Source organism: Streptomyces lateritius (assembly GCF_014649715.1).
GTDB lineage: Bacteria > Actinomycetota > Actinomycetes > Streptomycetales > Streptomycetaceae > Streptomyces > Streptomyces lateritius.
Map to the genome: position 1 here is coordinate 628,575 of NZ_BMTO01000002.1, position 21,554 is coordinate 650,128.

A 21,554-nucleotide genomic window follows, 5' to 3' on the forward strand; every position below is an offset into this window, starting at 1 on the left:
GTTCTTCCGGGGCACGCCGGAGACGACCACGTTCAGATCGGGCACGGCGTGCAGCGGGGAGAGATCGAGCCGGCCGTCGTCGAGCTGCGGATCCCTCAGTCTCAGCTGCCGCAGTGCCGGTGCCCCGGCCACGGCCTCCAGCGCGGGCCGGCCGGCCGGCACGGAGCAGAGGAACAGTTCCTCCAGCGCCCCCAGCCCGGTGAGGGCCCGCAGATCCGTCAGGTTCGCGCAGAACTGCACGGAGAGGTAGCGCAGGCCGCGCACGTCCAGATGTCGCAGGACGTCGAGATCGGTCAGGGGTGGGTTGGCGGCCAGGGTCAGATCCCTGAGCGTCCTGCCGCCGAGTCCCTCGACGAGCTCGGCGGGCGAGAACCCGCCCGCGACGGCGATCCGCCGCTGGGGCAGCCTGCCCAGGACGGCCAGCTGGTCCCTGCGGGACAGGAAGAGCGATCCCCCAGGCGACAGGTGGGACAGGACGCGGTCCGCGAACTCTTCCGTGGGGAACTGCTCCCAGTGCAGCGCGATGGTCTCGGCCAGACCCGCCCGGGCGTACGCCTCCGCATGGGGAAGGGCCCGGGCCCCGCCGATCGAGGCGATCAGTTCGATCACCTTGCCGGAGCTCCGCGGGTTCCCGCCGGGCTCCGGCAACAGGGGAAGCACGTACTCGCCCAGGCGCGCGAGCTGGGTGACCTGCTCCCGGTTGAGCGGCGGGACCACCGACGTCACCGCCTTCCGGACCCGGCCGTGCAGCGTCTCCGACAGCCAGGCCGCGTGCTGGGCGCAGAGCGCGGCCAGGACGTACAGGGTCGTCTTCACGTCCCGCTTCCGGGTGGCCGAACCCGCGGCCAGCAGCCCTTCCACGAGGGCGGGCAGCTCACGGCGCGAGCAGTGCCCCGCGGCCAGCAGGAGGACGTCGTGCCACTGCTGTTCGTGCGCGTGGCGCAGCAGCTCGGACAGGAGGTCGTCCTCGACGAACTCCTTCGCCGCGAGGAAGTCCTGGAAGGTGCGGTGGGCGAACTGGAAGACGTCGTCGGTGCGCTCCTGGAGCAGGCCGCTGCGGTTCAGCAGATGCGTGAGGACGTCCGCAGTCGTCCCCTGCGCCTGGACCCTCGGCATCCCCGGCAGGACCCGGCCGAGCTGGTGCAGGGCCTGCTCGCGGGTGAACTCCGTCTGTCCGCCGCGGACCAGCCAGGCCGCCAGGCGCTGGAGCAGCTGCCGGTGCTCCTCGACCGACATGCGGATGCCGTCGGGGGCGTCGATCCGGCGCCGGTCGTCGCGGGCGCCCAGGAGCATCTGGAGAGCGGAGTCGTACAGCGCCCAGCGGGTCTCCGGCAGGAAGCCCTCCCGTAAGCGATGGAGGGCGCAGATCACCGCGCAGAGGAGCGGGGTCCGGGCCAGCTCGGAGAGGGACGGATTGTGCCGGAACTGCTGGAGCAGGTCCCGTTCCAGGCTCCGCAGGGCCTCCGGGTCCTCGCCGTCGAGCCGGGCGGCGTCGTGCCAGGCGGAGACGAAGGCCTCGACGTCCTGGTCCCGCATGGGGAGAAGGGTCAGCTCCTCGAAGTGCTCGGCGCCCAGCCAGTCCGGCTCGACGGCGAGGGGCCGTACGGTCGCGACACAGCGGGTACGGGGGTGGCGGGCCAGCAGCCCGGACAGCCAGGCGTGGGCGGCCTCGCGGTCCTCCGGCGGCACCTCGTCCAGACCGTCGACGAGCAGCAGGCCCCGACCGGCGGCCAGGACGCGTCCGGCCCAGCCGGCGGGTGCCGCGTCGACCACGAGGCCCGCGGCGGCGGGCAGCTCGGCGGGTGACGGGAAGCCGGCCCCCCTGGCCCGCAGGCTGCGCAGCGGGACGACGAAGGGGACGAGCCCGTTCAGCTCGGCCAGGTTCGGCCCGAGGGTCCCGGCGGCGGCGTGGGCCGCCAGCCACCACACGAGGGTGGTCTTCCCGGCTCCCGCGTCGCCCCGGAGCAGGACCCGCGGCCGGGTGGCGAGCAGATCGTCGACCCGCTGGGGCATCGCAGCCCGGCCGCTCTCCTTGGCGGTGGCCGCCTCCAGGGACAGGTAGGCCGTGTCGAGGTCCCATTCGGAGGCGCGCCTGCCGAGCTCGTCCAGGCCGAAGACCTTGGTACGGCGGTATGCGGCCCCGAGCGCCTCGGCGTACTCCTCCTCGTAGGGCGAGTCCTCGGACGTGTGACGGGTGTGGGCGGTCAGGGCGGGCGGCAGGCCGCCGGTCGCGGCGACGAACGCGCCCGTGAACCCGCTGCCGGCGACGATCGCGCTGAGGGGCACGCACTCCACGCGCCGGTGACCGCGCCCGCGCGGGACCTCCTTGACGATGCCCAGAAGCCCGCTGCCGGCGAAGACAGGGGCTCCGGAGAGTCCCGCGAGAGGCGAGGCGCCGTTGTCCCGTTCGGTGACCGAGGCCCGGTCGAGTTCGAGAACCATGGTGCGGCGGATGAGTCCGGCCAGCGGAAGAACGGTGCCGGTGTACTGATCGCTCTCCAGCCTGCGCCCCTCGTCGTAGCGCTGGACGCGCGGGAAACCGACGATCTCGCAGTCGGGCAGCGGTCGTTCGGTCGCGACGGTGCCGAGTCGGACGGTCGTCGTGTTCAGCGTGGTCACGGTCCCCGGGATCAGGCTCTCCGGCGCCTGAAGAAGCGCGGCGTCGAGCTGCTGGTCCGACCAGACGACCCGGCACAGGACCCGGTCGCGTCGGCCGGGCACGGACGCCCACGCCGAGAAACCCGCCTCCAGTACGTGTGCGCAGGTGAGGACGGTGTCGTCGGTGAGGAGCACCCCGCTGCCCTGCTGCCCCGAGCGCTGCGAGTGGACGGCGACGACGCCCCGGCCGGGCGGACGGCGGGTCATCAGCCGCCCGCCCCGGCGCCCGCGCCCGCACCGCCGAAGTCGGACGTGTCGCCGGCGTCCGCGTTGCCGACGAGCCACGCCCCGCCCGTCTCCGCGTTCCGGGGCTTGAGCGTGAAGGAGACGCGGTGGGTCTCGCCGCGGCTGCGGGACGCGTCGGCGCCGGCCTCGACGACCCAGGCCTTCACCTTCCCGCCGCCCTTCACCTCCTTGCGCAGCTCGATCGTGAACTCCATCTCGATGTCGCCCACTTCGAAGGCGACGGGCCGCCCGGTGGCGCGGCCCGCGGCCTCGATGAGCTGATCCCGTATGGATTCGATGGCGTCGGCGAGCTCGATGTCCGTCATGATCGCGAACGTACCGGAGGAGGCGGGGGCGGTCAGCTCAGGTGATGATTTCGACGGTGGGGAGATGCTCCTCGCCGGTGACCTCGGCGCCCAGCAGGATCGCCACCGAGAGGCGCTGGAGCGGGGCCAGCGGTGAGACGTCGTGAGGGCGGCTGCGGGGGAAGCCCGTGACGGTCAGGCGTTCGAGACCCGGGAAGATCCGGCCGATCTGCGCGAGGGGCGGAGCGGCGCGTGCGCAGCGGACATCGAGCACCTTGACTCCGGGCAGCCGGACCGAGTCCGGGCAGTTGGACAGAAGCCTCGCCGTCGTGTTGAGCGAGTCGAGCTGTTCCCACGAGGCGAGCGTCCGCCATTCGTCCTCGATGAGCGGAAGCGGCTGATGAAGGCTCAGGCTGAGCGAGCGCAGCTTGTTCTCGGTGGGGACGGCCGCGAGGGAGGAGAGGGCGGCGGGTTCGAGGTGCAGGCTGACGGCCGTCGCGAGCTGGGGGCTCAGCGTCGCGAGGCCCCGTTCGGAGACGCCGGGGCGGATGTCCAGGTGCTGGGGGCTCAGCCCGAGGCGGGCGATCTCGTCGGCCTGTTCGTCCGACTGCACGGTGTAGTGGAGACGGCGCCCGTCGAGCCGGGCGATGATCTCTCGCGCGTACGGTGCGGTCTCGAACCGCGACCAGCCCCACATCAGTTGGGAGCGGACCTCCAGATCGGGGTGGTCGGTGAACCGTGCGAGGAACGGCACGGCCGCCTCGCTCCGGATGTGGGTGGCGGTGACGACCACCCCCCAGGCCTCCTCGTCGTCCAGCCCCTCCGGTCCCGGCAGCAGGTCCAGTACCGCCCGTCCCGCCGACGCCAGCTCCCGCGCCTCCCCGGGGTCGCGCGGCGGGATCACCGCCGCCGTCCGTGCCAGGATCCGCTGCCGGATCTCGGGGGACACCTCCGTCGCCTCTGCCAGGGCCGTCGCCGCCACCACCAGGACGCGGAGCTGGGTACGGCGGTTCTCCGCCGCGTCCGCCGCCCTCAGCAACTCCTCGAAGATCTCGGCGCATTCGCGCGGGCGCGCGTGGCCGACGGCCATGCGGATGACGTCCTCCCACTGGTCGTCGGCCGCGTGGTCGACGAGGACGCCGATGTGCCAGTCGTCGACGAGGGCCTTCGCCGCGAGGTGGTCCTGGAAGGTGCGGTGGACGAAGTCGACGGTGTCCGCCGTCGGTTCGCGCAGCACGCCGCTGCGGTGGAGCAGGTGGGTGAAGACCGCCCCGGGGTCGTACGACGCCGCTTCCGTGATCGCGGGGACGGCCGACCGCACGATCGACTCGGCGTGCGAACGGTCCAGCTGAGTACGGCCGTTGAGTGTGAGCCAGTACGCCAGCCGTTGGATCAGCTGGATCTGCGGGGCCTCGCCCAGCTCGATCCCGTACGGCGCCCCCATGTCCCGCTCGCGGTCGCGCCGGGTGAGGAGCACGGAGAGCGCGGCCTCGTACAGCGCCTTGCGGCCCCGGGGGAGGAAGCCTCGCCGGTCGCGGTGGAGGGCGCAGATGAGACCGCACATCAGCGGGTTGGTGGCGAGCTGGGCGACGTGCTCGGCGGTGCGCAGGGCGTCGAGGAGGGGCTGCTCGTACGGCTGCGCCTCCGGCCCGGCCGCCCGGTGCCAGCGCTGGACGAAGGTGGTGACCTCGGCACGGGACATGGGGGAGAGGGTCAGTTCGGCGAAGCCGTCGGGCGTCAGCCAGTCGTCCCGTACGGCGGTGGGCCGTGAGGTCACCAGCCAGCGGTTGCCGTCGTAGGAGTCGAGGAGGTCGCGGAGCCAGCGGCGGGCGCGGTCGCGCTCCGCCTCCGGGATCTCGTCGATGCCGTCGACGAGGATCAGGCCGCGCCCGGCGGCCAGGACGCGGTCGGCCCACCCGTCGGGCGGGGTGAGCGGGCAGCCGGCGGCGGAGAGGAAGCGGTCGGGGGCGGGGAGCCGCTCGCCGTGGCGGGTGAGGGCGCGCAGGGGGAGGACGAACGGGATCCGGTCGCGCAGGTACGCCATGTTCTCGTCCCGGTTCTCGATCGCCGCCGAGACCGTCAGCCACTGGACGAGCGTCGTCTTGCCCGAGCCGGCCAGGCCGCGCAGGAGGACCTTGTCGTGACGGGCGAGGGCGAGGTCGGCGCGGAGGGGACCGGCGATCAGGAGGTCGGGGATTCCGGGCCAGGGGGCTGTCGCCGTCGGTGCCGTCGCCTCCAGGGACAGGTACGCCGTGTCCAGCGGCCATTGGTCGGGGGAGTGGTGCAGGTCGATGCCGTAGATCGTCAGCCGGCCGTGCTTCTTCGCCAGGTGGTCGAGGTAGCGCCGCTCGAATTCCGCGTCCCGCGCGTCCCCCCGGGGCGTCCGGCGGATCACCTCGTCCACCTTGGCCGTGAGCTCGGCCTGGCCCCGTGTCTGCTCCACCAGCGTCCGGGCGACGAAGGTGGAGCGCTGGGTGAAGAACTCCAGGATGTGCAGGCAGGCCCACTCGGTGAGAGAGCCCAGGAAGAGGACGGAGTCCGTGGACAGGCCGTCCGGGGGCGGGGCCGCCGCGCGCAGGCGCTTGGCGAGGGCCGTGTGGCCGAGGTGCACCGCCTGGACGTCGTCCATGTCGAGGTCGCCGAGGGCGAGGAGTGTGGCGGCCAGGGCGTCGGTGAGCGCCTCGGTCTCGTCGGCGGGGAACGGCGGCTCGCCCGGGCCGGCGCCGGCGCGCTCGACCAGGGTCGCGGCCAGGGTGCGGACGTCCTTGTCCGTGAGCGTGCGCTGCTCGCCGCGGAAGGAGACGAGCCGGGCGAGGCGGACGCGCCGGCCGCCGCCGGGAAGGCCCGCGCCGGGCCGGTCCTGGACCAGCAGTCGCTTCAGCAGAGGGCCGATCGCGGCCGAGGCCAGCCGTGTGCCGATGAGTGCCGGATCCATCTGCGTCCCCCGATGCAGCCGCGCCTGCCAACCGTCCTGCCAACGTGCCGTCAGCGTAGTCGGGGACGGGATCCGAGAGGCTTCCATCGCGTGACCCAGGTCGCATTCGGGGTGGCGGCTCCGTGACAAGGCGCACAGGCGTTTTGGGCGGTACTAGCCGGAATAGTGCTGACGTTTGGTGGCGATTCGGGACGTTCGGGACCGTGGCAGCGGGGCTTTGGTCCCGAGGGGGCGTGAACCCTGCGGTGAGCGGCCTCCCGGCCGTGTGGGGGCGGTCCGACGTGCGGATAAACCGCTTCTCTTGGGTCGGTTTGTCCGAGTTCAGGGTGAGGGGTCCGGAGTGGTCAAGACCTGAACTTCCCAGGAGATCGCTACGACGCGATGTCGTAGATGGGGTGTTTTACCCCGGATGGGGGTCCGGGTTACCAAGGAACAGCCAGCCCGGCGCGCCACTCGCGTCGGGTCCCGTTCTGCCCGGAGGTTTTCCCCCGTATGTCGAAGCGCGTCATGAACCCCGCCGCCCGTATCACCGCCGTCGCTCTCGCCACCGCGGGCCTGGGAGCGTCGCTGGTGGCCGGAGCAGGGTCCGCCTTCGCCGCCGAGGGCAAGGCCACCATCGCGACTGCCGCGACCGGTGCGTCCGCTGCCGTCGCCGCGCAGGCCGATGCTCAGGCCCAGGCGGCCACCAAGGCCGTCAAGGCCGCCGCGGCCAAGCAGGCGGCCGCGAAGCAGGCCGCGGCCAAGAAGGCCGCCGCTCAGAAGGCCGCCGTCAAGAAGGCCGTCAAGAAGGCCGCCCCGGTCGCCGCCAAGAAGAGCGCCTCCTGGGTCAAGCCGGTCGGCTCCTACACCCTGACCGCCAGCTTCAACCAGGGCGGCGCCATGTGGTCCCACAAGCACTCCGGCCAGGACTTCGCCGTCCCGGTCGGCACCCCCGTCAAGGCCGCGGGCGCCGGCACCGTCGTGAAGGCCGGCCCGAACGGCGGCGGTGACGGCCCGGCGTACGGCAACGCCGTCGTCATCAAGCACGCCAACGGCAAGTACTCGCAGTACGCCCACCTGTCGAAGATCAACGTCGGCATCGGCCAGAAGGTCGGCGCCGGCCAGAAGATCGCGCTGTCGGGCAACACCGGCAACTCGTCCGGCCCGCACCTGCACTTCGAGATCCGTACGACCCCGAACTACGGCTCCGCGCTGAACCCGGCCGCCTTCCTGCGCTCGGTCGGCGTCACCATCTGACCCGGGGAAAGCCTCAGCGCGCGCTGTGCGCCTGGGTGATCAGATCGAGGGCGACCTCGAGGACGGCTTCACGCTTGTCCTCGGGGTCGCCCTCGACGTTGTCCATGAAGAACATCCCCGCGTGCAGGGTGAAGATCGCGCTCACGCAGCGCACCCGGTCGATCACTGCGAAGTCCGGCTCCTGGATCAGGTTGCTCAGTTCGAGCATCCGCTCCTTGAAGGTCAGGCCGATGCTCAGCTCGCGGACGGCCGCCTGGTTCTCCTGCATGAAGCGGAACAGGGGGGCCGCGCCGATCAGGGATTCCTGGTAGCGGCGCAGAATCTCCTCCCTGACCTCCAGCGTGCGGGGCTGCTCCCGCGCCCATGCGATCAGCTCGTCCACGGGCCGGGTGAGGTCCTGGAAGATGCCGATGATGATGTCTTCCTTGGTCTTGAAGTGGTAGTACAGCGCGGCCTTGGTGACATCGAGGTGCTCGGCGATCTCGCGCAGCGAGGTCTTCTCGTAGCCCTGCTCGGCGAAGAGTTCGAGGGCCACGTCCTGGATGCGCTGGCGGGTGTTGCCTCTGGCCATGACTGCTCTCGCTCCCACGCTCTTACTTGCTTGACGACCGGCTAGTTACGGGTCTACCGTCCCCAGTGTAGTTACTAGCCGGGCGGCAAGTAAGTGCCCGAAGGGGTTGTGGGGAGCGGAAGCATGACGACCGAGACGGCGAAACCGGCCGCGGCAGCGAAACCGGCGGGGGAGGGTTCGGAGGAGCGTCGTCCGCGCAGCGTTCGCGTCGTCCTCCTCGCCCTGATGATCGCTATGCTGCTCGCGATGCTCGACAACATGATCATCGGCACCGCCATGCCGACGATCGTGGGCGAACTCGGAGGTCTGGAGCACCTCTCCTGGGTCGTCACCGCCTACACCCTCGCCACCGCCGCCTCCACCCCCATCTGGGGCAAGCTCGGCGACATGTACGGCCGCAAGGGCGTCTTCCTGACCGCGATCGTGATCTTCCTGATCGGGTCCGCGCTCAGCGGCATGGCCCAGGACATGGGCCAGCTCATCGGCTTCCGCACGGTGCAGGGCCTCGGCGCCGGCGGTCTGATGGTCGGCGTCATGGCGATCATCGGCGACCTGATCCCGCCCCGTGAGCGCGGCAGGTACCAGGGCATGATGGCCGGCGTGATGGCCCTCGCCATGATCGGCGGCCCCCTCGTCGGCGGCACCATCACCGACCACTGGGGCTGGCGCTGGTCCTTCTACATCAACCTGCCCCTCGGCGCCGTCGCCCTCGCGATGGTCACCGCCGTGCTCCACCTGCCGAAGAAGGAGCGCGACCGCTCCACCCGGATCGACTTCCTCGGCGCCGCGCTGCTGACCGTCGGCATCACCGCGATCGTCCTGGTCACGACCTGGGGCGGTACGGAGTACGCCTGGGGCTCCGCCACCGTCATCGGCCTCTCGGTCGCCGGTGTCGCCGCGCTCGCCGCGTTCCTCTGGGCCGAGACCCGCGCGAGCGACCCGGTCGTACCGCTGCACATCTTCCGCAGCCGCAACTTCACCCTCATGTCGGTGATCGGCTTCCTCACCGGCTTCGTGATGTTCGGCGCCGTCCTCTTCCTGCCTCTGTTCCAGCAGTCCGTGCAGGGCGCCTCGGCCACCAACTCCGGCCTGCTGCTCCTGCCGATGCTGCTGGCGATGATGGTCGTCTCGCTGGTCTCCGGACGGATCACGACCAACAGCGGCAAGTACAAGATCTTCCCGATCATCGGTACGGCGCTGATGGTGATCGGCCTGTTCCTGCTCGCCCAGATGGACACCGGCACCTCCCGCCTCACCTCCGGCGTCTACATGGCGGTGCTCGGCGCCGGCATGGGCTTCCTCATGCAGATCACCATGCTCGTCGCGCAGAACAGCGTCGAGATGAAGGACATGGGCGTCGCCTCCTCCGCGACCACCCTCTTCCGCACCCTCGGCTCCTCCTTCGGTGTCGCGATCATGGGCGCGCTGTTCACCAGCCGCGTCCAGGACGAGATGGCGGCGCACGGCGGCTCGGAACTGACCCGGCAGTCGGCCCAGCTCGACGCCGCCAGCCTGGCGAAGCTCCCGGCCGCGCTGCGCGAGGCGTACCAGGACGCGGTGGCCTCCGGCACCCACTCCGCCTTCCTGGTGGGAGCGGCGGTCGCGGTGACCGGCTTCGTCCTGGCCTTCCTGGTCAAGGAGGTGGCGCTGCGTGGGGCGGGCCCGGAGCCGAAGGCGGCGCCCGAGGACGCCCCGAAGAACGTCGAGACGGTCTGACCTTCCGGCGTACGGGACAAGGCCCCCGGCGATCATTCGCCGGGGGCTTCTCGCGTCCCGTACGCGCTCTCAGTCCGCGAACTTGATCATCGGGAAGCTGCCGGTGTTCGTCGGCGCGTGGTCCGGCAGCCAGAGGACCGCGATCGCGCCGCCCGCCCCCTCCGGAGTGCCCTCCGGCGCCGCGTTGCGGAAGGTCAGGCGGGCACCCAGCACCCGGGCCTGCCCCGCCGCGATCGTCAGGCCGAGCCCGTGCCCCTGGCCCGCCCGGTCGCTGGCACCGGTACGGAAACGGCTCGGACCCTCGCGCAGCAGCGCCTCGGGGAAGCCCGGGCCGTGGTCCCGGACACGTACCACCCGGCCCTCGACGGTGACCTCGACCTGCGGTTTGCCGTGCTTGGCCGCGTTCGCCAGCAGATTGCCCAGGATCCGCTCCAGGCGCCGGGGATCGGTGTTCACCCACGACTCGTGGACCACGTGCACGGCCGCCTCCGGGTCGAGCGCCCGCACCCGCCGCTCGACGAACTCGCCGAGCGCGATCTCCTGGAGCTCGGCCCGCTCCGAGGCGCTGTCGAGCCGGGCGACCTCCAGCACGTCCTCGACCAGCGTCCGCATGGCCTGCGCCCGGTCCCGTACGAGCTCGGTCGGACGCCCGGGCGGCAGCAGTTCGGCGGCCGTGAGCAGGCCGGTCACCGGTGTGCGCAGCTCGTGCGCGATGTCGGCGGTGACCCGGCGCTCGGCCTCGATCCGCTCCTGGAGGGCGTCCGTCAGGGCGTCGACCGCCCGCGCCAGCTCGTCCGTCTCGTCCCGTACGACTCCGCCGATCGCGTCCCGTACCCGTACGTCCGTGTTGCCCTGCGCCACCCGGCCTGCCGCCGCGGCGGCCTTGCGCAGCCGGCGCGAGAGCTGGCCGCCGATGAGCACGCCGAGCGCGCAGCCGCCGAACACCACCGACACAGAGCCGATGACCAGGGCCCGGTCGAGATCCTTCATGATCGTCGCGCTGCGGTCGGCGAACGGGATGTGGAGCGACAGCACGTCCCCGTTGCCGAGCGGCACGGCCGCCCACACATCGGGCGGACCGCCGTGGTGGTGCTCCTGCACATACGTCCCGCGCCGCTTGTCCCGCATGAGCTGGTCGAGCTGCGGCGGCAGCATCGGGTCGTTGATCTTGGTGCCGAAGCGGGGTTCCTTCGGCTTGGAGCTCTCGTACATCCGCTGGGCGAAGAGCAGCCGCTCCATCTGCACCTCGCGCGCGTTGTCGAGCATCGAGACGCGCGCCGAGTTGTGGACGACCAGGCTGAGGGTGACCGCGATGAGGGCGCCCACGGCCGCGATGGCGACGGCGATCTTCCAGCGGACCCCCGTACGGAGGGCGAGCGGCTTCACCTGTGGACCTGCTTCACCTGCGGACCTGCTTCACCTGCGAACCTGCTTCACGCGCGGACCTGCTTCACCGATTCCCCGGCTGATCTGCTGCGCAGACCGACCTGCCTCATCCCCTGAGCTTGTAGCCGAAGCCGCGGACCGTCTCGATCCGGTCCTGGCCGATCTTCGTGCGAAGGCGCTGGACGTGGACGTCCACCACCCGGGTGTCGCCGCCCCAGCCGTAGTCCCAGACCCGCTCCAGGAGCTTGTCCCGGGACAGCACCGTGCCCGGCGCGGAGGAGAACTCAAGGAGCAGCCGCATCTCGGTCGGCGTCAGGCCGACGGGCTCGCCGCCCCTGCGGACCTCCATGCCCTCGGTGTCGACCTCCAGCTCGCCGAAGACGAGCACCCCGCCATCCGGCGCGCCGGCGCGCCCCGCGTCACCGGCCGCCGGGCCGCCCGCGTGCCCGAAGCGGCGTAGTACCGCCCGGATCCGGGCCACGAGCACCGACCCGTCGAACGGCTTGGTGACGTAGTCGTCGGCGCCCGCCTCCAGGCCGAGGACCACGTCGATGGAGTCGGCGCGCGCGGACAGCATGATCACCGGCACCGCCGACTCGTCACGGATCCGGCGGCACAGGCTGACTCCGTCCATGCCAGGCAGCATCACGTCGAGCAGCGCGATGTCCGGCCGGTTCGCCCGGAACGCCTCCAGACCGGAGAGCCCGTCGGGCATGGCGGTCACCGCGAAGCCGTCCCGCTCCAGTGCGAGCTGGGTGGCTTCGCGGATCACGTCGTCGTCCTCGACGAACAGCACATGGGTCTCGGCCATCGGGCGCCTTTCTCCTGACGTCGGCTCGGAGCTCAGTTGCCGCCGGACTCGCTCGGCGCGGGGCCGTCCAGGCCTCCGTCACCGACGGCGCGGCTGTAGTCGTTGTGCACCCAGTCGTGCTGGATGAACTTGTTCCCGGCCCAGCGGTACGTGATCACGTCCTCGCCGGAGGGGTACGCCACCGGATCGCCCTTGGCGTACACCTGCCGGGTGACGACCAGGTCGCCCCGGTCGATCGTGGCATAGACCGCCGCGTCCTCGGCCATGAAGACGTTCTTGTACCGGTCGTTCTCCTCCCGGTACACATACGTGCCGATGCCGACGGCATCGCCGCAGGTCATCACGTTGACGACGACATCGGGCGAGGTGCCGCCGGTCAGGTTCCCGTAGGAGGTGTCCACCGGGTAGGCGTCCGCGACGCACGGCTTCAGATCGGCCTTCAGGCGTTCGCCGATCTTCGGGTCCCCCTTAATGAGCGCGATCGGGTCGACCCGCTTCTCGGGCTGCCCCGCGGAGGCCGATGCCGAGGGGGCCGGCGCCGCCGAGGCCACCTCGTCCGCGCGGGCCGCTCCCTCGTCCCGGGAGCCCGTACCGCCGGTCGAGCAGCCGGCCAGGAGCGTGCCGACGGCGACGAGCCCGGCCACCGCCGTTCCGCTCGTCGCCCGAAGCACCGCCCGCGGGCTCCCGCCCCCGGCTCCCTGCCCCTCGTCGCCGCTCTGTCTGGCGCCTAGGCCGCGCACCGGTCCTGCCCCCGTTCGTCACGTCGTACGGTCGACCGCTCCAGAGCGCGGGCGTCCTCGACGCCGCGGCTCTCCAGTTCCTGACGCAGACGGGCCAGGGCGCGGTGGAGCGTGGACTTCACGGTACCCGTCGACATGCCGAGCGCCGCCGCGGTCTCCTCCGTGCTCATCTGTTCCCAGTGGCGCAGGACGACGACGCTGCGCTGCTTCGGCGCGAGGACCTTCAGGATGTCCATGAGGAGGGCCCGGTCGGCGTGCTGCTCGGTGGCGTCGTCGACGGACGCGTCGGGCAGCTGCTCGGTGGGGACCTCGTCGAGCTTGCGGGCGCGCCACCACTCGGTCCGGGTGTTGATCATCACCCGGCGGAGGTACGCGTCGGCGAGCGACTTGTCGGCGATTCCGTCCCAGCGGCCGTACGTCCGGACCAGCGCGGTCTGCAGCAGGTCCTGCGCGTCGACGGGGTCGGGGACGAGACGGCGCGCGCTGCGCAGCAGCGCGTCCTGCCGAGTGCGTACGTACTCCTCGAAGTCGAGCACCTCGCCGTGCGACATCCCGACCGCCTCCATCCCCGTGACCTGCTCGTTCCTTTGACGTCGACGACGCTACGGAGCGGTTGTCACGGGGTTGTCCGGGGCAGCCGTCGGCGGACGCACGGCTGCCCATCGGTTGTGTAACGGGCCGGAGCGACGCCGGCCCGCGGCCTGTCGGCTCAGGGCCGCGGCAGCGGACGTTCCGGACCGCCGCGGGCGATGCTCAGCAGCAGCCCGGTGCTCAGGACTGCGGCAGGCGGTACAGGCCACCGTCCAGCGGTTCGACGAGGCCGTCGGCGACCAGGCCGTCGAGGGCGCGGGCGCGCTGCACCGGCTCGTCCCAGACGGCGTCCAGGGCGGCCTGCGGCACCGCGCCCACCGCCTCCCGGAGTACGGCGAGGAGCCTGCCGCGCACCTGACGGTCGGTTCCCGCGTACGTCTGGCCGCGCCGCGGCGGGCCGTCGTGCGCCGGCTTGCCGGAGAGCCGCCACACGCACCGCGCGGCGATGGGACAGCGCCCGCAGTCCTCGTTCTTGGCGGTGCAGACCAGCGCGCCCAGCTCCATGGAGGCCGCCGCCCAGCGGGCCGCCGTCCCCTCGTCCCGCGGCAGCAGCTCCCGCGCGAGCCTGCGCTCGGCGGCCGTGGTGGCGTTCGGCGGGTACTGGACGCCGGTGGCCGCCCGGGCGAACACCCGGCGGACGTTGGTGTCGAGGACCGCGTGGCGCTGCCCGTACGCGAACGAGGCCACCGCCGCCGCCGTGTACTCCCCGATCCCGGGCAGCGATAGCAGCTGCGCGTGTTCGCGGGGCACGTCGCCGCCGTGCCGTTCCGTTATGGCCTGGGCCGCCGCGTGCAGCCGGAGCGCACGGCGGGGGTAGCCGAGCCTGCCCCAGGCGCGGACGGCCTCGCCGGGCGCCTCCGCGGCGAGGTCGGCCGGGCGCGGCCAGCGCGCGAGCCACTGCTCGTACACCGGCAGGACCCGCACCACGGGGGTCTGCTGCAGCATGAACTCGCTGACCATCACCCCCCACGCCCCCGCCTCCGGGCGGCGCCAGGGCAGGTCACGGGCGTGCCGGTCGAACCAGGCGAGGACGGGCCCGTGCAGTTCCGCGGCGGGTGCCGGGGCGACGGGGAGGCCGGTGAGGTCGGTGAGGGGGGCGTCGATGGATGTCATGGCACCCCCGATCCTGACACGTTCAGTACGCGCCGTGGCGCACGCCCTCGGGGCGCGCGGAGGCGTGCGGGCGCGGCCCGCGCCCCGCGCACCACACCACCGGGCCGTTCCCGCTCGACCGGGCCGTCTCCACCAGCGTCCGGACGGGCCGGGTCGCCGTCTTGAGGACGATGACGGCGACCGCCGCGCCGAGCAGCAGTCCCACCGTCACGTCGTGCGGGTAGTGGACTCCGACGAAGACCCGGGAGAAGGCCATGAGCAGCGCCATCGGCACGGTCAGCCGGACCATTCCGCGCCAGGACAGGGCGAGCGCGACCGCCGCGGCGCCCGCGATGGCGGCGTGGTTGCTGGGGAAGGACCAGTCGCCGGTCGGCGGGCAGGGGACGAGCGGCGCGGGCGCGCCGGCAACGGCCCGGCACGGACGTTCCTCGTCCACCAGCGACTTGAGCGCCTCGCTCAGCACGTAGCCGAAGGCGGTCGCGAGCGGGGCGAGCAGCGCGAGGGCCATCGCGTCGCTCCCGCCGGTTCTGGCCCGCCACCAGCCGGCGAGGAACAGCACGCCGAAGAGCAGAAGTCCCAGTTCGGTCCAGACCTCCGCGAGCCACTGGAACCAGTGCGGGGTGCCGTGGGCGAAGTCGGTGATGTCGAGATACAGATCGTCGGAGAGCGTGTCCATGGCACAGGACGCTAATCGGCCGACGCGGACGGGCACCCGGGCCGAAGGGATCGGACCACCCCCTACGAAAGTCGGGGTGGGAGCCGGGCTCCAGATGTGATCATCGGCAAAACTTGATTCTGGGGCGGCGGGTGGGGCGGGAGTTGGCGCCGATCTCTCGTAAGGTTCGTGGCGTGGGATCACTGCGCAATCCGGTCGGGCCGCTTCCCTCCTCCATCTACTGGCGACGGAGGGCGGTCGCGCTGTGCCTGATCGCACTCGTCGCGCTGCTCGCCCTCTGGGCCGTCACCGCCGGTGACAACGGCGGGAAGAAGTCGAACGACGCCTCCAACGGCTCTTCTCCGGCTCCCTCGATCACTCCCGGACCCTCCGGTTCCGGACCCGCCATCAGCGAACAGCCGGGCGGGCGCGACGAGTCGGGCGCGTCGGCGGGGTCCGGCGAGTCCGGCGAGAACACGGGCGGCGACAGCGGTGCGGAGAGCGGCGGCGCGGACGGCGGTACGGACGCCGGTACGGCGAACGGCGGCAAGAACGGCGACACGGACGGCACGGGCGGCGACGGCGCGGGCTCCGGACAGCAGGTGCCCGCCGACTCTCCGCTGCCGAACTGCCCGCCCGGAGCACTGCAGTTGACGCTCCGCAGCGCCAAGGTCTCCTACGAGCCGGGCGAGAAGCCCCGCTTCCACCTGGTCGCCAAGAACACCTCGGCCACCGACTGCAAGGCCGACTTCGGCCCGAAGAACGCGGTTCTGACGATCAGCGACAGCAAGAGTGACGAGGTCTGGGCCTCCCGGGACTGCCCGCGCCCGGACGCCGGCATCCTGCTCCGGGTCCCGGCGGGCTCGTCGATCACGCACACGGTGGAGTGGGACCGCAAGCGGAGCGCCCCGCAGTGCGCCTCCGCCCCGGCGGCCCCGGTGGGCCCCGGAACCTACCTGGTCGAAGCGGCGATGCCGGGCGGGAAGGTCCTCCCCGCCTCGTTCACGCTGGCCAAGGACTGACGGCAAGGCCTGACGGCCAGGACTGACGGTACGCGGAAGGGGCCGTACGGAACTCCCGTATGGCCCCTTCCGTGCCCCCTTAGACGTACCGCTCCAGGATCGAGGACTCCGCGAGCCGCGAGAGGCCCTCGCGGACGCTGCGTGCCCGGGCCTCACCGACGCCGTCGACGGTCTGGAGGTCGTCGACGCTCGCCGCGAGCAGCTTCTGCAGGCCGCCGAAGTGCTCCACGAGCCGTTCGATGATCGCCCCGGGCAGCCGCGGGACCTTGGCGAGGAGCCGGTAGCCGCGCGGGGAGACCGCGGAGTCGAGCGTCTCGGGGGAGCCGCTGTAGCCCAGGGCCCTTGCCACGATGGGCAGTTCGAGCAGCTCGGCGTGGCTGAGCGCGTCGAGCTCGGTGAGCGCCTCGGCGACCGTACGGGAACGCTTGGCCGTGGGCTCGGGGACGTAGTCGCGGATGACGAGCTCCCGCTCGGGCTCGACGCCCGCGATCAACTCGTCCAGCTGGAGGGAGAGGAGACGGCCGTCCGTGCCCAGTTCGACCACGTACTCGGCGATCTCGGTGGCGATCCGGCGGACCATCTCCAGGCGCTGGGCGACGGCCGTGACGTCCCGGACGGTCACCAGGTCCTCGATCTCCAGGGCGGAGAGCGTACCGGCGACCTCGTCGAGGCGGAGCTTGTACCGCTCCAGGGTCGCGAGCGCCTGGTTGGCGCGGGAGAGGATCGCGGCCGACTCCTCCAGAACGCGCCGCTCGCCGTCCACGTACAGCGCGATCAGGCGCATCGACTGGGAGACGGAGACGACCGGGAAGCCGCACTGCTTGGAGACCCGGTCCGCGGTGCGGTGGCGGGTGCCGGTCTCCTCGGTGGGGATGGAGGCGTCCGGGACGAGCTGGACGCCGGCCCGCAGGATCTTGGTGATGTCCTTGTCGAGGATGAGCGCGCCGTCGAGCTTGCACAGCTCGCGCAGGCGCGTCGCGGTGAACTCCACGTCCAGCACGAAGCCACCGGTGCACATCGATTCGACCGTTTTGTCCATACCGAGGACGAGGAGGCCGCCGGTGTTGCCCCGGAGGATGCGCTCAAGACCGTCGCGCAGGGCGGTGCCGGGGGCGACGGCGCTGAGCGAGGCGCGCATGAGCGCCTCGATGCCGGAGCCCGCGCCGGACTTTCCGGGAGCTGCTGCCCCGTCCTTGGCTGCCACTGCACTCCTCCGGCTCGTACGGATGGGCGAGACCAGGGCAAAGTCTAGCGACACCGCTTGCGGGCACACGCTCCGCAAGGCGCGGGGTCTCCCGGGACGACGTGCGGAGTCCCTCTGGAACGACGTGCGGGGGACCCCCTGGCGACGTCCGCGGGGCGGCCCGCCCGGCTCTCACCGCTCGTCGTCGGCCTTGGCGGCGGGGGCCCTTCTGCTTCGTGGCAGCACCCTGAGCGCGTCCCCCATGTCCGCGACCTCCGTCACCTTCATGCCCGCCGGAACCCGTCCCGGGTCGGTCGGCACCAGGGCGTGGGTGAAGCCGAGCCGGTGGGCCTCCGCGAGGCGCCGCTGCACACCCGTGACCCGGCGGACCTCGCCCGCGAGGCCGACCTCGCCGATCGCCACCAGGTTCTTGGGCAGCGGGGTGTCGCTGGCGGCGGAGGCCAGGGCGAGCGCGATCGCCAGGTCGGCGGCCGGCTCGGAGAGCTTCACCCCGCCGACCGTCGCCGAGTAGATGTCCCGCTTGCCGAGCGCGGTGATCCGCCCGCGCTGCTCCAGGACGGCCAGCATCATCGAGACCCGGGAGGTCTCCAGGCCCGAGGTGGTCCGCCGCGGCGACGGGATCTGCGAGTCGACCGTCAGCGCCTGCACCTCGGCCACCAGTGGCCTGCGGCCCTCCAGCGTCACCGTCAGGCAGGTCCCGGGAACGGCCACGTCACGCCGGGTCAGGAACAGCCCGGACGGGTCGGCCAGCCCCGTGATCCCCTCGTCGTGCAGCTCGAAACACCCGACCTCGTCCGTCGCCCCGTACCGGTTCTTCACGCCGCGGACCAGCCGCAGGCGCGCGTGCCGGTCGCCCTCGAAGGAGAGGACCACGTCGACCAGGTGCTCCAGGAGGCGCGGACCGGCGATGGCCCCGTCCTTGGTCACATGGCCGACGAGGAGCGTGGACATGCCGCGCTCCTTGGAGGCGCGGATCAGCGCTCCGGCGACCTCCCGGACCTGGGCCATGCCGCCCGGCGCGCCGTCGATCTCGGGCGATGCGACGGTCTGCACCGAGTCCATGATCAGGAGCGAGGGCTTCACGGCGTCGAGGTGGCCGAGGACGGCGGAGAGGTCCGTCTCGGCCGCCAGGTAGAGATGGTCGCTGAGCGCGTTGATCCGGTCGGCGCGCATCCGGACCTGGCTCGCGGACTCCTCGCCCGTGACGTACAGCGTGCGGTGCTCGTCGCTGGCGGCCTTCGCGGCGACGTCGAGCAGCAGCGTGGACTTGCCGACGCCGGGCTCGCCCGCGAGCAGCACGACCGCGCCCGGCACCAGCCCCCCGCCGAGGACCCGGTCGAGCTCGTCGACGCCCGTGCTGCGGGCGGTGGCCTGGCGGCCGTCGACCTGGCCGATGGGGAGCGCGGCGGTGGAGACGCGTCCGGCGGCGGTCGTACGGACAGCGGGCGCGCCGTACTCCTCGACCGTCCCCCAGGCTTGGCACTCGGGGCAACGGCCGAGCCATTTGGCGGTCGTCCAGCCGCATTCGGTGCAGCGGTAGGACGGCCGGTCCTTGGCGGATTTCGTACGGGCAGCCATGCACCGAACCGTAGCGGCCCCCACTGACAACCGGTCCGGCGCCCGTCGCTCCCCCTGTCCCTCGGCAGCGGAATGCCGGGTTCCTGTCCCCTTTCGGGCGATACCTTCACCCGTATGGATTAAAAGTGTGCAAGCGGTACGAAGAGACCCCGCCGTCTTGCCTACGGTCGCCCAGTGACGAGCAGCAGGCTGGAAACCCCCACGAACACCACCGGCGCACACCGGGCGCATCGGGCGCATCGCCGAAGCGACGACGGACCCCGCACCCTCGGCCAGCACCCGCCCGCCCGCTACGAGGCGTATCTGGACGGCCTGTTCACCTACTGCCTCTCGGTGCTCTGCGACCACGACGTGGCGACCACCGTGCTCGGTGACGTCCTCGCCACCGCCGAACGCCACCAGAGCCGCTGTCCGGCCGACGGGAACGGCCGCACGGCATGGCTCTACGCGCTCGCCCGCTGGGCCTGTCTGCGCAGCCTCGCCGAGCAGCGACGCAAGCGGCAGGGCGCGCACACCGGCCGCCCCGCCGTCGTCGCGCCCGAGCCGCCCCGGGTCCCGGAGGAGGTCGCCGAGCGCCGCCGCGCCGAACTGGCGCTGCTGGCGTGGCCGGAGGCCGCGGGCACCACCCCCGAGCAGCGCGAGGCCCTGGAGCTCGCCGTCCGCCACGGCCTCGGCCACCGCGAAGTGGCCGCCGTGCTCTCCCTGGACGCCCTCGCCGCGCGCGAGCTGCTCGCCTCGGCCGCCTGCGAGGTGGAACGGACCCGTGCCGCCCTCGCGGTCGTCGAGACCGGCAACTGCCCCACCGTCGCCCGGCTCACCGGTGACCACCAGGTCCTGCTCTCCGCGACCCTGCGCGCCGAACTGGTCCGCCACGTCGACGACTGCCCCCGCTGCCGCAGGGCCGCCGAGCGCGCGGGCGCGGGCGGGCCGTGGCCCGGCGCGGCGACGGTCACCCCCGGCCGGCTCCCCCTCGTGGCGGCGCCCCGCGCGGCCGCGTACGCCGCGATGCTGCACGCCCCCCGCACGCGGGGCGGCGCCCCGCGCTTCGGCCCGGCCGGATTCCCCATGGACCCCAAGGACCACGCGGCCCGCCGCGACCGGATCCGGGCTCGGGCGGTGACGACCACCGTCGTTGCCGCCGTGGTCGCCGCCCCGGTGATCGCCCTGTGGGCCTCGTACCGCGGCGGACCGATGACCGGCGAGGGCCGCGAGGGCGCCCCCGTCACCGCGCGCGAGGCGGACGACCAGGTGAGCCTCGACGGCACCCCGTACGACCGCTACGACATCGCGGGCAACGCCCGCACCACCCCCGACCCGCGCTTCACCCAGGGCAGCCGGTCCCCGGACGTCTCCGTCGAGGTGATCAGCCCGGGCGGACCGGTCGGGCCGTCGCTGCCCGGGCAGCCGGGCGCCGGGCGGATCACGGTCACCGCGCAGGGCGACGGCGACACGACGTTCCTCACGCTCACCGCCTCCGGCGGCTCCCCCGTCGACTGGTCGCTGTGGACGGACGCGCCCTGGCTGTACGTGGACCAGGCCTCCGGCACCCTGCGGCCGGGCGAGTCCGTGACGGTCCGGATCTCCGTGGACCACGCGCACGAGCCGGCGGGCGCCTGGTCGGCGCGGATCGGGGTGAACCCCTCGGGCGCGGTGGTACGGATCGGCGGGTACGGAACGGCCACCCCGCCGCCCACGACGGAGGAGCCGCCGACGACCGATCCCACGACCCCGCCGTCCACGGATCCGACCACGCCGCCGCCGACGACCGAGGAGCCGCCGCCGACGACGGATCCCACGACCCCGCCGTCCACGGACCCGACGACCCCGCCCCCGACGACGGAGGAGCCGCCGCCGACGACGACCGACCCGGGAACCCCGAGCGACCCGGAGTCCCCGCCTGCCTCGCCGTGAGTCGTGCGAGCCGGTGCTTGCCCCGGTGCTAGCGGACCGGGTCGGCGGGGTGCGGGGCCACCAGCGGCAGCTGGGAGGCCAGCCGGGCCTCGCACAGCTTCACCAGCACGTCGTACGCCGCCTTGCCCATCAGCTCCGTGAGCTCGGGCCGGTACGTCACGTACACCGGCTCACCGGCCCCGTGCGCCGAGGTCGCCGACGTGCACCACCAGTGCAGGTCGTGCCCGCCCGGGCCCCAGCCGCGCCGGTCGTACTCGCCGATCGACACCTGGAGGATCTTGGTGTCGTCGGGCCGCTCGATCCAGTCGTACGTCCGGCGCACCGGCAGCTGCCAGCAGACGTCCGGCTTGGTCTCCAGCGGCTCCTTGCCCTCCCTGAGGGCCAGGATGTGCAGCGAGCAGCCGGCGCCGCCCGCGAAGCCCGGCCGGTTCTGGAAGATGCACGAGCCCTCCCAGCGGCGGGTCTGCCGGTCGCCGTCCTCGTCGGTCTGCGTCCAGCCCGTCTCCGTACCGACGTCGTGGAACTGCCACAGCTCCGGCGTGAGGCGCGCCACGTGCGAGGCGACCCGCTTCTCGTCGTCCTCGTCGGAGAAGTGGGCGCCGAGCGTGCAGCAGCCGTCGTCGGCGCGGCCCGCCTGGATGCCCTGGCAGCCGCTGCCGAAGACGCAGGACCAGCGGGAGGTGAGCCAGGTCAGGTCGCAGCGGAAGACCTGCTCGTCGTCGGCCGGGTCGGGGAACTCGACCCAGGCACGCGGAAAGTCCAGCCCCTTCTCGTCCGGTACGGCCTGTTCGACCTGGCCGAGGGCCCTGCCCAGCTTCTTCGGCGGCTTGAGAGCCTTGGCGGCACTGTCTTTGCCCGGCTTCGCCTTTTTCGTCTTTGGCACACCTCCAGCGTATG

17 protein-coding genes are annotated in these 21,554 nt (G+C 72.5%); 4 read left to right on the forward strand and 13 right to left on the reverse strand.

The window, feature by feature from the left end:
- The 3 genes from IE136_RS06270 to IE136_RS06280 form a co-directional block, all read right to left on the reverse strand.
- Positions 1 to 2,865 (reverse strand): serine protease (locus IE136_RS06270; RefSeq protein ID WP_189599733.1); only part of this gene is annotated, 2,865 nt, incomplete at its 3' end.
- Positions 2,865 to 3,209 (reverse strand): trypco2 family protein, encoded by a 345-nt coding sequence (locus IE136_RS06275; RefSeq protein ID WP_158988249.1) that lies wholly within the window; start codon positions 3,207 to 3,209, stop codon positions 2,865 to 2,867. The genes IE136_RS06275 and IE136_RS06270, both read right to left, overlap by 1 nt.
- Positions 3,210 to 3,246: 37 nt before the next feature.
- Positions 3,247 to 6,123, reverse strand: coding sequence for an NACHT domain-containing protein (locus tag IE136_RS06280; protein WP_189599734.1), 2,877 nt, complete (start codon positions 6,121 to 6,123; stop codon positions 3,247 to 3,249).
- 492 nt (positions 6,124 to 6,615) lie between these two features.
- Here IE136_RS06280 and IE136_RS06285 point away from each other — a divergent pair, with 492 nt between their 5' ends.
- On the forward strand, positions 6,616 to 7,359 hold the full coding sequence (locus IE136_RS06285; RefSeq protein ID WP_189599735.1) for a M23 family metallopeptidase: 744 nt from the start codon (positions 6,616 to 6,618) through the stop codon (positions 7,357 to 7,359).
- A 13-nt stretch (positions 7,360 to 7,372) separates the two neighbouring features.
- Here IE136_RS06285 and IE136_RS06290 read toward each other — a convergent pair whose 3' ends face one another.
- A complete protein-coding gene (locus IE136_RS06290) occupies positions 7,373 to 7,930 on the reverse strand; it encodes a TetR/AcrR family transcriptional regulator (protein ID WP_158988246.1) in 558 nt (185 codons plus the stop codon).
- A 123-nt stretch (positions 7,931 to 8,053) separates the two neighbouring features.
- On the opposite strand from IE136_RS06290, the gene IE136_RS06295 reads away from it, so the two are divergent.
- Entirely contained in the window at positions 8,054 to 9,646 is a 1,593-nt protein-coding gene (locus tag IE136_RS06295) for an MDR family MFS transporter (protein ID WP_189599736.1), read from the forward strand.
- A gap of 69 nt (positions 9,647 to 9,715) precedes the next feature.
- On the opposite strand, the gene cseC is transcribed toward IE136_RS06295, so the two are convergent.
- From cseC to IE136_RS06325, 6 genes are all read right to left on the reverse strand, one after another.
- Positions 9,716 to 11,032: a two-component system sensor histidine kinase CseC gene (gene cseC / locus IE136_RS06300; RefSeq protein ID WP_158988244.1), complete on the reverse strand. Its 1,317-nt coding sequence runs from the start codon at positions 11,030 to 11,032 to the stop codon at positions 9,716 to 9,718.
- A 106-nt stretch (positions 11,033 to 11,138) separates the two neighbouring features.
- Complete coding sequence (gene cseB, locus IE136_RS06305) at positions 11,139 to 11,843, reverse strand: two-component system response regulator CseB (protein WP_158988243.1); 705 nt, start codon at positions 11,841 to 11,843, stop codon at positions 11,139 to 11,141.
- A 32-nt stretch (positions 11,844 to 11,875) separates the two neighbouring features.
- Positions 11,876 to 12,583: a hypothetical protein gene (locus IE136_RS06310; protein WP_158988242.1), complete on the reverse strand. Its 708-nt coding sequence runs from the start codon at positions 12,581 to 12,583 to the stop codon at positions 11,876 to 11,878.
- Complete coding sequence (locus tag IE136_RS06315) at positions 12,571 to 13,134, reverse strand: SigE family RNA polymerase sigma factor (RefSeq protein ID WP_158988241.1); 564 nt, start codon at positions 13,132 to 13,134, stop codon at positions 12,571 to 12,573. Before IE136_RS06315 ends, IE136_RS06310 begins: the two co-directional genes overlap by 13 nt.
- Before the next feature lie 220 nt (positions 13,135 to 13,354).
- Positions 13,355 to 14,287, reverse strand: a complete 933-nt coding sequence (locus IE136_RS06320; protein WP_229818650.1) for an iron-sulfur binding domain-containing protein — start codon at positions 14,285 to 14,287, stop codon at positions 13,355 to 13,357.
- Positions 14,288 to 14,309: 22 nt separating this feature from the next.
- The gene (locus tag IE136_RS06325) at positions 14,310 to 14,963 is read right to left on the reverse strand and encodes a phosphatase PAP2 family protein (protein ID WP_158988240.1); all 654 of its coding nucleotides are present in this window, start codon (positions 14,961 to 14,963) and stop codon (positions 14,310 to 14,312) included.
- Between the two features lie 173 nt (positions 14,964 to 15,136).
- Between IE136_RS06325 and IE136_RS06330 the strand changes: the two genes are divergently transcribed.
- Positions 15,137 to 15,964 (forward strand): hypothetical protein, encoded by an 828-nt coding sequence (locus IE136_RS06330; protein WP_189599737.1) that lies wholly within the window; start codon positions 15,137 to 15,139, stop codon positions 15,962 to 15,964.
- Between the two features lie 79 nt (positions 15,965 to 16,043).
- Here the strand turns inward: IE136_RS06330 and disA are convergent, their stop codons facing one another.
- Complete coding sequence (gene disA / locus IE136_RS06335; RefSeq protein WP_158988238.1) at positions 16,044 to 17,168, reverse strand: DNA integrity scanning diadenylate cyclase DisA; 1,125 nt, start codon at positions 17,166 to 17,168, stop codon at positions 16,044 to 16,046.
- A gap of 171 nt (positions 17,169 to 17,339) precedes the next feature.
- Complete coding sequence (gene radA, locus IE136_RS06340) at positions 17,340 to 18,746, reverse strand: DNA repair protein RadA (RefSeq protein ID WP_158988237.1); 1,407 nt, start codon at positions 18,744 to 18,746, stop codon at positions 17,340 to 17,342.
- 174 nt (positions 18,747 to 18,920) lie between these two features.
- Between radA and IE136_RS06345 the strand changes: the two genes are divergently transcribed.
- Positions 18,921 to 20,657 (forward strand): BACON domain-containing protein, encoded by a 1,737-nt coding sequence (locus tag IE136_RS06345; RefSeq protein ID WP_189599738.1) that lies wholly within the window; start codon positions 18,921 to 18,923, stop codon positions 20,655 to 20,657.
- A gap of 28 nt (positions 20,658 to 20,685) precedes the next feature.
- Here IE136_RS06345 and IE136_RS06350 read toward each other — a convergent pair whose 3' ends face one another.
- Positions 20,686 to 21,471 carry a DUF3109 family protein gene (locus tag IE136_RS06350; RefSeq protein ID WP_158994404.1) on the reverse strand — a complete coding sequence of 262 codons (786 nt, stop codon included), beginning with the start codon at positions 21,469 to 21,471 and terminating at the stop codon, positions 20,686 to 20,688.
- Between the last annotated feature and the right edge of the window lie 83 nt (positions 21,472 to 21,554).